This window comes from Autumnicola lenta (assembly GCF_031846515.1).
In the GTDB taxonomy this organism is placed as follows: Bacteria; Bacteroidota; Bacteroidia; order Flavobacteriales; family Flavobacteriaceae; genus Autumnicola; species Autumnicola lenta.
Map to the genome: position 1 here is coordinate 206,072 of NZ_JAVRHO010000002.1, position 12,341 is coordinate 218,412.

A 12,341-nucleotide genomic window follows, 5' to 3' on the forward strand; every position below is an offset into this window, starting at 1 on the left:
GTTAATCAAAAACTATCCCGAAAATGAAAATACGAAGAAACGGTCTATTCAGGCTTTTTATTGAGCATTTCCCAAAGGCGGTCTTTCAACTCGGTAAGCCCCTGTTGTGCTACTGAAGAAATAAATACGTAATCTGCATTTAGGTTTTTATCGAGTTCTGCCTTTAATTCTACTTTGAGTTCCGCGTCCAGCATATCACTTTTTGAGATCGCAATAAGCCGGTCTTTATCCAGCATCTCCGGATTGTACCTTCTCAATTCATCAACCAGAATTTCATACTGCTTTGCAATATTGGGAGCATCGGCAGGAATTAAAAATAGTAAAGTAGAATTTCGCTCGATATGCCGCAAAAAGCGATAACCAAGCCCTTTTCCTTCCGCAGCTCCTTCTATAATCCCCGGAATATCGGCAACTACAAAAGTTTTAAAATCCCGATACTGTACAATTCCGAGGTTAGGCTTGAGAGTAGTAAATTCGTAATCTGCAATTTTAGGTTTTGCAGCAGTAATTACCGAAAGCAGCGTAGATTTCCCGGCATTTGGGAAGCCGACAAGTCCAACATCGGCAAGAACTTTTAATTCCAGCGTAACATCTACTTCCTGTCCTTCAATTCCCGGCTGCGCATAGCGCGGAGTCTGATTTGTGGAACTCTTAAAATGCCAGTTTCCAAGACCGCCCTTTCCGCCTTCTGCTACGATATATTCTTTTCCGTCTTCAGTAATCTCATGGATTATTTCTTCGGTTTCGGTATCTCGGATTACTGTTCCCAAAGGAACATCGACATATTCGTCAGACCCATCAGAACCTGAACTTCTGGATTTTGATCCGTTACCGCCATGTTCTGCCCTTACATGCCTCTTAAATTTTAAATGAAAGAGCGTCCAAAGATTTTTATCGCCGCGAATAATCACATGGCCTCCCCGGCCGCCATCTCCCCCATCGGGACCACCTTTAGTAATATATTTTTCCCGGTGTAAATGTGCAGAACCACTCCCTCCATTTCCGGAAGAAACGTGAATTTTCACATAATCAACAAAATTCCCTTCAGTCATATTTATATTTATTTGAGGCAATCGGAGACAACTTCGTCACTTCCTGGATAGAAAGACGAAAATTGCCATTTTGAGGCAGCTTCTTTTTTCTTCTGTTATCGTTTAGATAAGTTTATCTATAACCGCACTTAATCTTTCGGTGATTTCTTTTACAGATCCAACCCCATCTACGCCGTAGTACTTGTCGTCCTTTTTATAGTATTCCTTCAAAATAGCAGTCTCTTCATAGTAGACTTTTATTCGTTCTCTAATCACAGACTCATCGGCATCATCTGGTCTTCCGGAAGTTTTTCCGCGTTCCAGTAAACGCTGCACCAAAACCTCGTCTTCTACTTCCAAAGCGATCATAGCATCAACTTCTTCGCCCTTGGAAGCAAGAAATTCACCCAATGCTTCTGCCTGGGCGCGGGTTCTTGGAAAACCATCAAAAATAAAGCCTTTAGCACCCTCATTTCCTTCAACTTCTGCTTTTAGCATATCGATAGTCACCTGATCCGGAACAAGTTGCCCTTTATCCATATAGGATTTTGCACTTTTACCAAGTTCTGTTTCATTCTTGATGTTGTACCGAAAAACATCTCCGGTAGAGATGTGAACCAGTTGATATTTCTCCTTTAAAATTGAAGCTTGTGTTCCTTTGCCAGCGCCGGGAGGGCCAAAAAGTACCAGATTTGTCATTTTTTATTCTTTGCGTTTATATACTTGCCTAAGGTTTCTGCCCAAACCGTCGTAATCCAGGCCGTACCCAACAATAAATTTATCAGGTATTTCAATTCCTATATATTCAATATGCAATGATTTCTTATAAGCTTCAGGTTTAAAGAACAGCGTGGCTACTTTATAATCGGCTACTTTTTCAGCTTCCAGAATTTTGTTTATTTCCTCAAGCGTATTGCCGGTATCTACAATATCTTCGAGAATAACTACTTTTCTTCCTTCAACTTTCTGGTTTAGTCCCACCAAAGTCTTCACTGTTCCCGTGGTAGAAGTGCCTTCGTAGGAACCCATTTTAACAAAACTCACCTCACAATCTCCTTTGAAGCGCTTTATAACTTCTGAAGCAAACATAAAAGAGCCGTTTAAAACACCAATAAAAATCGGGTTTTGGTCTTTATAATCGGCATTAAGCCGGGCAGAAATTTTCTCTACAGCACCTTCAATCTCTTCTTCGGAAATATAAGGCTCAAATTGTAAATCGTGAAGTTGAATCAAAGCATAAAATTTTAAAGAGGCAAAGATAAGGATTCTGAATCATCCAAACTATCAGATTTCTATAAGAATAAGTAGTGCAATCCGCCTTAAAAAATTATTTTTGTATAAACTGAAATCTATATGCTGAATTATTTTTCTTCAGACTTTAAATTGGGAATTCTCGGCGGCGGACAGCTGGGAAAAATGATGCTTTATGAAACACGGAAGTTTGATATCCAGACCAATGTTTTAGATCCAAATGCTGAAGCTCCCTGCAGGATTTCTTGTAACTATTTTGAGCAGGGCGATTTAATGGATTATGAAACGGTTCTTGAATTTGGAAGAAAAGCAGATGTAGTTACTTTTGAAATTGAAGGAGTTAATATCGATGCCCTCCGAAAACTGGAAGAAGAAGGTATAAAGACCTATCCTTCTGCCGCTACCCTGGAGAAAATTCAGAATAAAGGAATTCAGAAGAATTTTTATCTAGAAAATAACATTCCCACAGCAGCTTTTCAACTTTACAAGAACAAAGAAGAATTACTGAAGGACATTGAGCAAGGGAAGCGAAAATTTCCTTTTGTCTGGAAAAGCACAACCGGCGGATACGACGGCAAAGGAGTCGCTGTTATAAAAACTGAAGATGATTTAAAAAATCTACCTGACGCAGAATGTATTGCAGAGGAAATGATTCCGTTTAAAAACGAGCTTGCGGTGATCGTGGCTAGAAATCCTTCAGGCGAAGTAAAGACCTACCCTGTTGTAGAAATGGAATTCCATCCTGTTGCCAATCAGGTAGAGTATGTAATTTGTCCGGCAAGAATTGATGCTGAAGTAGCTGAAAAAGCACGAAACCTGGCTAAAAAAGTTTCCGAAGCATTTAAGCATGTAGGGCTATTGGCAGTAGAAATGTTCCAGACCAGGGATGATGAAATCCTGGTAAATGAAGTTGCTCCAAGACCCCACAATAGCGGACATTATAGTATAGAAGCCAGTTACACTAACCAGTTTGAGCAGCATATACGGGCGATTCTCGACCTTCCGTTGGGGAATACAGATAGTAAGGTTGGCGGAATTATGGTAAACCTGGTTGGTGACGAAAATCATACCGGCGAAGTGGTATATCAGAATATTGAAGAAATCATGAAGATGGATGGGGTGACACCCCACATCTACGGAAAAAAAATCACACGCCCCTTCCGAAAAATGGGACATGTAACCATTGTAAATGAGGAAATTTCCGAAGCGAGAAGAATTGCCGAAGAGGTAAAAAATTCAATTAAAGTAATAGCTAAAAAATAACAATTATCTCACATCTGTTTTGTGAGCATCAGAAAACAAACTATGGGAAAAGTAGCAGTAATCATGGGTAGTACCAGCGATATGCCGGTAATGCAGGACGCAATAGATATTTTGGAAGGTTTTGATATTGAAGTTGAAGTGGACATAGTTTCTGCCCATCGTACTCCCGAAAAGCTTTTTGAATACGGAAAAACCGCTCATGAACGCGGCATACAGGTAATAGTTGCCGGTGCCGGCGGTGCAGCACATTTACCGGGAATGATTGCTTCCCTCTCCCCCCTTCCTGTAATTGGTGTTCCCGTTAAATCCAGTAATTCTATCGACGGGTGGGACTCTGTACTTTCCATCCTACAAATGCCGGGGGGTGTTCCTGTGGCTACGGTGGCATTAAACGGCGCAAAAAATGCCGGTATACTTGCAGCTCAAATTATTGGCGCCTCGGATAAATGCACACTGGATAAAATTTTGGTTTATAAAGAAGGTTTAAAAGAAAAGGTAATAGAAGGCGCAAAGAAGGTTCAGAAATAAAACAAGCCACACTTTCGTGTGGCTTGCGCAGTAGTTACTTAGTGTAAAATCTATTTATTAACCATTCTAAATATATTAATCCACAACTTTTAAAAAGTAAGCTACATCTTAATGTTTTCTAAAGAAGCGTAAAGATAGTTAAAAAATATACAATTAATGATTTAAGTCATTAAATAATTTAAAAACGTCAAGTTAATTCCTATGACTACAAATAATCCTTTACTTGAAGAATTTTCCTACGCACCTTTTTCTAAGACAAAAAATGAGCATTTCAAGCCAGCAATTATTTCTGCTATTGATACTGTTCGTGCAGAAATTGATGCTATTGCAAACTCGAAGGAAAAAGCAAATTTTGAGAACACCATAGCTGCCCTGGAATTTTCGGGAAAACAGCTGGATCGGGTAACCAGTATTTTCTTCAATTTAAATTCTGCCGAAACCAATAAAGAAATTCAGAAAATCGCACAGGAAGTTTCTCCGCTTCTAACCGAATTTAAAAACGACACTATTTTAAACAAAGCCCTTTTTGAGAAGGTAAAAAGTGTTTACGAAATTCAGGATCAACTGGAGCTAAGCGTAGAACAAAAAACGCTGCTTGACAAGAAATACAAAACCTTTTCAAGAAACGGTGCAAATCTTCCTGAAGAGAAACAAAAGGAACTAAGGGAAATTGATAAAGAGCTTTCTTCTCTTAGCCTTAAATTTGGTGAAAATGTGCTGGAGGAAACCAATAAATTTGAACTTTATCTTACCAACGAAGAAGACTTAAAAGGGCTGCCGGACAGCTTTAAAGAAGAAGCAAGATCTGTAGCCGAAAATAAAGAAAAAGAAGGCTGGATCTTTACCCTGCAGTATCCAAGCTATATTCCTTTTATGAAATATGCTGAAAACAGGGAGCTTCGGAAAAAAATGGCGCTTGCTTTTGGATCCAAAGGTTTTCACAATGATGAACTGGACAACCAGGAAAATGTGCTGAAAATTGCCAAATTAAGGCATCGACGTGTAAACCTGCTTGGCTTCGAAACTCATGCGCATTTTGTTCTGGAACAGCGCATGGCAGAAACTCCGGACAAGGTAAACAGCTTTTTAGACGAAATTTTGGAAAAAGCTAAGCCTGCTGCCGAACGGGAATTTTCAGAACTTGAAAATTTCGCCAAAAAACTGGATGGAATCGACCGATTGCAAAAATGGGATGCTGCTCTTTATGGCGAAAAGCTAAAACAGGAACTTTTTGACCTTAATGACGAGAAACTGAAGCCTTATTTTGAGCTTGAAAGTGTTATTAAAGGTGTTTTTCTTGTTTCCAATAAACTTTACGGACTTAATTTTAAGGAAGTAGCTGATATTGACAAATATCATCCCGATGTAAAGACGTACCAGGTAACCGATGAGCAAAATAAGGACATCGCTTTACTCTATGCAGATTTTCATCCCAGGGAAGGGAAACGTGGCGGTGCCTGGATGACCGGGTATAAACCGCAATACATCCAAAATGGCAAAAATGAACGTCCGCATATTTCTATCGTCTGCAACTTCACAAAACCATCTAAAAAAGAACCTTCATTGTTAACTTTTAACGAAGTAACCACTCTTTTTCATGAATTTGGACATGCCCTGCACGGCATGTTGGCCAACACAACTTACCCAAGTATTTCAGGAGCTAACGTTTACTGGGATTTTGTGGAATTACCTAGTCAGGTGCTGGAAAATTGGTGTTATGAGAAGGAGGCACTTCAGCTTTTTGCAAAGCATTACAAAACCGGAGAGACCATCCCGATGGAGCTCGTAGAAAAGATAAAAGAATCGGCTAATTTTCACGAAGGCATGGCTACGGTGCGACAATTGAGCTTTGGAATGCTCGACCTTAGCTGGCATGGCATCGACCCTACTGATATTGACGATGTAAAAGCACATGAAGACAAAGCCTTTGAGCCCACAAAGTTATATCCCGATGTTGCTGAAAATTGTATGAGCACTTCATTTTCACACATTTTCCAGGGCGGTTATTCTGCCGGATATTATTCTTATAAATGGGCAGAAGTGCTGGATGCAGATACTTTTGAATATTTCCAGGAGCAGGGAATTTTCAGCAGGGAAGTGGCGAATAAATTCAGGGAAAATATATTGTCTCAGGGAGGAACCGAGCATCCAATGACGCTTTATAAACGCTTCCGCGGAAAAGAACCTCAACCCGAAGCTTTGTTAAAAAGAGCGGGATTACTTCCGAAGGAATAAGAAAATTACGCAGCCAATTACCAGTTAATAAGGAAATTGGCTGCAGTTTTCAGCATAAAATCTTATCGTTTTTATAACTTATTTGAATATTTCTTTTTATATTTTTGAGTAAGAAAATTTCTTATGCCAGCTCACAGCCTCGACCCTACAAAGTGGGTGGACAAATATTCAGACTATCTATTTAACTATACGATTGTTCGGGTGAACGACCGGGAGATAGCTAATGATCTTATTTCTGAAACTTTCCTGGCCGGATTAAAGTCGATGAAAAATTTTAAAGGGGAAGCAAGTGAACGCACCTGGTTAATTTCAATATTGAAGCGAAAAATAATTGACCATTACCGCAGAATAAATTCCAGAAAGGGAAAAGCTGAAGTACATATTAATTATTCTGACGATTTTAGCGATGGAGAATGGCTGGAGGAGCAGGTTGCAGATTATTCTGACCGCAATGCCGAAGATGAAATGGAGAATACCGAATTGGGAATGGCTATCCTGGAATGTCTTGATCAAATAAACGAAAAACAGGCAGCAATCTTTAAAATGAAAACAATTGATGGTGCAGATACAGAAGTTATTTGTAATGAGTTTAATATCACGCCGTCTAACCTGTGGGTAATCATACACAGGGCGAGAGTATCTCTTGCCGCATGTCTTGAAAAAAACTGGTTTTAGATTATGTTTAAAAATTTCTTCCTTATTGACTGCTCAAAAGCAGAAAACTGTTGTGATAAAGCCCAGTACAGGGAGCTTAGCAGAATTAACAAGTTAAAACTGCTAATGCACATTGCGATTTGCCAACGTTGTAAAGAATATACCCACCGCAATTCCCATCTCACAAAACTTATTAAAAAGTCTGACATAAAGACCTGCAGCAAAGTGGACAAGAAAGTTTGGAAAGAAAGAATTAGAGAAGAACTTGCTAAACAAAATTCCTGAGAAGCAGCAAAATCACCAACCAGAAGATCGGCACACTCTCTACCCAAAATGAGGAAAAATAAGGATGCTGTTCTATTTCCGATTTCAGAAGAAAAACTCCCGTTATTATCAATATCAAAACCAGTGAAAGGAAATTAATCGTAACCACGTTTCCCTGTAAAAGTTCCAGTAAAAGAATTAGTATTAAAACCGCGTAACCCAAAACTTTGGATTTTTCTACCCCCATTTGCTGCGGAAGTGTGGAAAGCGCTGCTGCGTCGTACTTTACATCCCGAATCTCGAAAGGCAGCATTAAAACTACCATTAGCAGGAAACGCTGCAGGAATTCTATAAGAATATCTGCTGTTAATACGTCCATAGAATTTACTATTGGAAGCAGAACGCTTGCACCGGCCCAGGAAATAGCAATTACAAAAACTTTTATTCCGCTAAGGCTTCTTAAATTTCGCTTCTCTCCTAAGAAAGGCACTGCGTAAAATAGCGTAAAAAGACCCAGAACAATGGCTACTGCTATTACTTTAACGTCCTGAATTAAAAAAAAGTAAGCTCCCGCTAAAAAGCAAAACAGCGAAAATACCTGGATAATCCTAAGATTTCTCGTGAGGCTTAAATGCTTCAGTTTAGCAATACCCGCATATTTCACAAAGTTGTATCCCGTAACTGTTCCGAAGAAAATAAAGAGAAGCAGGTCATAATCTGGTGAGATATTATACTCCAGCATGGTAACTGTGCTAAGGGAAACGACCGCCAAAGCTACATGAATGCTGCTGTTTATATAGAGATCTATAGAATTTTTGAAAAAACCCATTAGTCAAAATTAAGCATAATAAATGCACCGGCAGCAGGACTTAAATCTTAACATCTGTAAAGCCTCAAATGATAAATTTTTAGATTTAAAATCCGTATTTTCGCGGCACAAAACCACAACGATATTTATGAGAACAGATTCTTTTGCACTGCGCCACATTGGCCCCAGGGAAAGCGAACTAAAAGAAATGTTGGACACTATTGGAGTTGACTCTCTGGAGCAGTTAATTTACGAAACTATTCCGGACGACATTCGGCTAAAATCTCCTTTAAACTTACCGGCTGCCTTAAGTGAGAATCAATATGCCGAGCATATCGGGAAACTGGCTGCCAAAAATAAAATTTTCAAAACGTATATTGGTTTAGGATACCACCAGGCAATATTACCCGCTGTGATTCAGCGAAACGTTCTGGAGAATCCGGGGTGGTACACTGCCTATACCCCTTACCAGGCAGAAATCGCACAGGGAAGACTTGAAGCGCTGCTTAATTTCCAGACTATGGTAAGCGATTTAACCGGAATGGAGATTGCTAATGCCTCACTTCTGGACGAATCTACAGCAGCGGCAGAAGCGATGGCTTTACTGCATGCTGTTCGCGACAGAAAGCAAAAAAAAGATGATGTAAATAAATTTTTTGTTTCTGAAGAAACTTTACCTCAAACTATTTCCCTTTTAAGCACCAGGGCAGATTTCTTAGGGATCGATTTGGTTATAGGAAATCATCAGGAATTTAAATTTTCTTCGGAGTTTTTTGGAGTGCTGCTTCAATATCCGGGAAAATACGGACAGGTTCACAACTACACAGAATTTGTGTCTCAATGTAAAGAAGCTGAAATTAAAATAGCTGTTGCTGCAGATATTTTAAGCCTTGTGAAATTACAGGCTCCGGGAGAACTGGGAGTAGATGTTGTGGTGGGAACCACTCAGCGTTTTGGGATTCCGCTTGGCTATGGCGGGCCACATGCTGCATATTTCGCCACAAAAGAAGAATATAAGAGAAATTTACCCGGAAGAATTATTGGTGTAACCAAAGATCTGGATGGCAACCACGCCCTTAGAATGGCCCTGCAAACCAGGGAACAACATATTAAGAGGGACAAAGCCACTTCCAATATATGTACTGCGCAGGTTTTACTTGCAGTTATGGCGGGGATGTATGCCGTATATCACGGTCCTGATGGACTCAAGTATATTGCTGACACCGTACATTATTCTGCAACAAATCTTGCTACTCAACTTGCAAGATTAGGATTTGAGCAGCTAAATACTTCTTACTTCGATACGATAAGGCTTAAAGCTAATGCTACAGCAGTAAAAACTATAGCTGAAGAAAATGAAATTAATTTCTATTACCCAGATTCAGAAACGGTTTCTATTTCTATAAATGAAACCACCACGCTGGAAGATCTTAACGCGATAAATGCCGTTTTCGCTGAAGTAGCCGACAAAGAATGTGATTCGATTGAAACACTTTTGAAAAACGAAGCTATTCCAACAGAATTAAGCAGGAAAAAAGAGTTTCTAACTCATGATGTTTTTAATTCTTACCGCTCGGAAACAGAGTTGATGCGCTACATCAAAAAACTGGAACGAAAAGATTTATCCCTTACCCATTCCATGATCTCTCTGGGATCCTGCACGATGAAGCTCAATGCCGCTTCAGAAATGCTTCCGTTAAGTAATCCGCAATGGGGGAATATTCATCCGTTCGTTCCCGTGGAACAGGCAGAAGGTTACCAGATTGTCCTTAAACGACTGGAAGATCAGTTAACCGAAATTACCGGTTTTTCGGCGACCTCACTTCAGCCAAACTCAGGTGCCCAAGGGGAATATGCCGGGTTAATGGTGATTCGGGCTTATCAGAAATCGATTGGAGAAGAACATCGCAATATCTGTCTTATCCCGTCCTCTGCTCACGGAACAAATCCAGCTTCTGCAGTATTGGCCGGAATGAAGGTGGTAGTGACAAAAGCCAGTGAAAATGGTAATATTGATGTGGACGACCTTCGGGAAAAAGCGATAAAACACAAGGATAACCTGGCTGCGTTGATGGTGACTTATCCTTCCACTCACGGAGTATTTGAATCTGCCATTAAGGAAATTACCCAGATTATCCACAACAACGGCGGACAGGTTTATATGGACGGCGCAAATATGAATGCCCAGGTTGGATTGACAAATCCAGGTGCAATTGGTGCCGATGTTTGCCATCTCAACCTACATAAAACATTTGCTATCCCACATGGCGGTGGCGGCCCTGGAGTAGGACCAATATGTGTAGCAAAACAACTGGCACCCTTTTTACCAGGAAATCCTGTGATTAAAACCGGCGGAGAAAATGCTATTGGTGCTATTTCTTCTGCGCCATGGGGATCTGCGCTTGTATGCCTTATTTCCTACGGGTACGTAAAAATGCTGGGCAGCAAGGGACTTCAGAAAGCTACAGAACACGCTATCCTGAATGCCAATTATGTGAAAGAACGTTTAAGTGAACATTACAAAACTTTATATTCCGGAGAAAGAGGACGCGCTGCGCATGAAATGATCGTGGACTGCAGGCCTTTTAAAGCAAACGGAATTGAGGTGAGCGACATTGCGAAGCGGCTTATAGATTACGGCTTCCACGCTCCCACTGTATCTTTCCCGGTAGCGGGAACCGTAATGATAGAGCCTACAGAAAGTGAAAGCAAAGCAGAATTAGACAGGTTTTGTAATGCCCTTATTTCGATTAGAAAAGAGATTAGTGAAACTTCAGCTGAAGAAGATAATAATGTTCTGAAAAATGCGCCGCATACATTGCAGATGCTAACTTCAGATGAATGGAGTTTTCCTTACAGCAGGGAAAAAGCTGCATATCCATTAAATTATATTGCTGAAAATAAATTCTGGCCAAGTGTGAGACGTGTAGATGAAGCTTTTGGGGATCGTAACCTGATGTGTACCTGCCCTCCTACTGAAGAATATGCTTAAGCAATAAAAGCAGAGAATTTCTGCGGAGAAAATTACTCTTTGGGTAATAAATTTCAGAATTTCGAGCCATTAAAATTGAGGAATCAAATGAGGCTGCTTCAAAAACAGTTAGACGAAAACTGCCATTTTAAAGCAGCCTCTTTAATTTCTATAAAAGAAATGTCTTTCAGACATCGTAATTATTCGCCGAGCGACGGGGACAATTCCTAATATTTCGTTAAATTAGAAGCCAATAATCAGAATATTGCATGATGAACATTAAAATTACCGGTACGGGAAGTTATATCCCAAATGTGATCACGAAAAATGCCGATTTTCATCAACATAAATTTTATAATATAGACGGTTCTACTTTTCCCCAGGATAATGAGACCACAATAGAAAAATTTAAAGCCATTACAGGAATTAAGGAGAGACGCTATCTCGATGAAGACCTTACTACTTCGCAAATGGCAATTATCGCAGCACAAAAGGCGATAAAGGCTTCCGGAACAGATCCTGAAACTTTAGATTATATCATAGTTGCCCACAACTACGGCGATGTTAAATTCCAGAGTATGCAGAGCGATACGGTACCCAGTATGGCTACCCGCGTAAAGTATGAATTGCAAATAAAGAATCCGTCTTGCGTGGGCTATGATGTTCTTTTTGGTTGTCCCGGCTGGATTGAAGGGATGATCCAGGCACAAGCTTTTATTCGCTGCGGAATGGCCAAAAAATGCCTTGTTATTGGAGCCGAAGCTTTATCACGTGTCGTAGATAAACACGACAGGGATGCGATGATTTTTTCTGATGGTGCGGGAGCAGTGGTGGTGGAAGCTACAGAAGATACAGGTGGAATCCTTTGCCATAGCAGTGCAACACATTCTTATGAAGAAGCAAATTATATCTACTTCGGAAAATCAAATAAAGCAGAATCCCCTGAAGACGAGCGGTATATAAAAATGAATGGCCGTAAAATCTACGAATTTGCTTTAAAGCATGTCCCAAATGCAATGAAATCCTGTCTTGAAAACAGTGGCAAGTCCATAGATGATCTTAAGAAGATCTTTATTCATCAGGCAAATGCAAAGATGGATGATGCCATTATAGAACGATTTTACAAATTGTATGGCAAAAAAGCGCCGGAAAATGTAACTCCCATGACTATCCAGGAGCTCGGAAACAGTAGCGTAGCCACCGTCCCAACTCTTTTTGACCTTGTAGTAAAAGGAGAAATGAAAGACCAGAAACTGGAAAAAGGAGATGTTGTGATTTTTGCCAGTGTTGGTGCAGGAATGAACATTAACGCGATCGTCTACGAATACTAACAGGA

At 40.1% G+C, this 12,341-nt stretch carries 10 protein-coding genes; 6 read left to right on the plus strand and 4 right to left on the minus strand.

Annotated elements, in window-relative coordinates:
• Window positions 1-44 precede the first annotated feature (44 nt).
• The 3 genes from obgE to hpt all read right to left on the minus strand — a co-directional run bounded on the left by obgE (window position 45) and on the right by hpt (window position 2,264).
• Complete coding sequence (gene obgE / locus RM545_RS02165; RefSeq protein ID WP_311493654.1) at window positions 45-1,052, minus strand: GTPase ObgE; 1,008 nt, start codon at window positions 1,050-1,052, stop codon at window positions 45-47.
• Between the two features lie 102 nt (window positions 1,053-1,154).
• The gene (locus tag RM545_RS02170; RefSeq protein WP_311493655.1) at window positions 1,155-1,730 is read right to left on the minus strand and encodes an adenylate kinase; all 576 of its coding nucleotides are present in this window, start codon (window positions 1,728-1,730) and stop codon (window positions 1,155-1,157) included.
• 3 nt (window positions 1,731-1,733) lie between these two features.
• The gene (hpt, locus tag RM545_RS02175) at window positions 1,734-2,264 is read right to left on the minus strand and encodes a hypoxanthine phosphoribosyltransferase (protein WP_311493656.1); all 531 of its coding nucleotides are present in this window, start codon (window positions 2,262-2,264) and stop codon (window positions 1,734-1,736) included.
• A 120-nt stretch (window positions 2,265-2,384) separates the two neighbouring features.
• On the opposite strand from hpt, the gene RM545_RS02180 reads away from it, so the two are divergent.
• From RM545_RS02180 to RM545_RS02195, 4 genes are all read left to right on the plus strand, one after another.
• Window positions 2,385-3,545, plus strand: a complete 1,161-nt coding sequence (locus RM545_RS02180) for a 5-(carboxyamino)imidazole ribonucleotide synthase (RefSeq protein ID WP_311493658.1) — start codon at window positions 2,385-2,387, stop codon at window positions 3,543-3,545.
• A 42-nt stretch (window positions 3,546-3,587) separates the two neighbouring features.
• Window positions 3,588-4,073: a 5-(carboxyamino)imidazole ribonucleotide mutase gene (gene purE / locus RM545_RS02185; protein WP_311493660.1), complete on the plus strand. Its 486-nt coding sequence runs from the start codon at window positions 3,588-3,590 to the stop codon at window positions 4,071-4,073.
• 201 nt (window positions 4,074-4,274) lie between these two features.
• Window positions 4,275-6,308: a M3 family metallopeptidase gene (locus RM545_RS02190; RefSeq protein WP_311493661.1), complete on the plus strand. Its 2,034-nt coding sequence runs from the start codon at window positions 4,275-4,277 to the stop codon at window positions 6,306-6,308.
• Window positions 6,309-6,431: 123 nt separating this feature from the next.
• Complete coding sequence (locus tag RM545_RS02195) at window positions 6,432-6,983, plus strand: sigma-70 family RNA polymerase sigma factor (RefSeq protein WP_311493662.1); 552 nt, start codon at window positions 6,432-6,434, stop codon at window positions 6,981-6,983.
• Between the two features lie 247 nt (window positions 6,984-7,230).
• Here the strand turns inward: RM545_RS02195 and RM545_RS02200 are convergent, their stop codons facing one another.
• On the minus strand, window positions 7,231-8,055 hold the full coding sequence (locus RM545_RS02200; protein WP_311493664.1) for a UbiA prenyltransferase family protein: 825 nt from the start codon (window positions 8,053-8,055) through the stop codon (window positions 7,231-7,233).
• A gap of 127 nt (window positions 8,056-8,182) precedes the next feature.
• Here RM545_RS02200 and gcvP point away from each other — a divergent pair, with 127 nt between their 5' ends.
• Window positions 8,183-11,026 carry an aminomethyl-transferring glycine dehydrogenase gene (gene gcvP, locus RM545_RS02205; RefSeq protein ID WP_311493666.1) on the plus strand — a complete coding sequence of 948 codons (2,844 nt, stop codon included), beginning with the start codon at window positions 8,183-8,185 and terminating at the stop codon, window positions 11,024-11,026.
• Window positions 11,027-11,277: 251 nt separating this feature from the next.
• Window positions 11,278-12,336, plus strand: a complete 1,059-nt coding sequence (locus RM545_RS02210) for a 3-oxoacyl-ACP synthase III family protein (protein ID WP_311493728.1) — start codon at window positions 11,278-11,280, stop codon at window positions 12,334-12,336.
• Window positions 12,337-12,341: the final 5 nt, after the last annotated feature.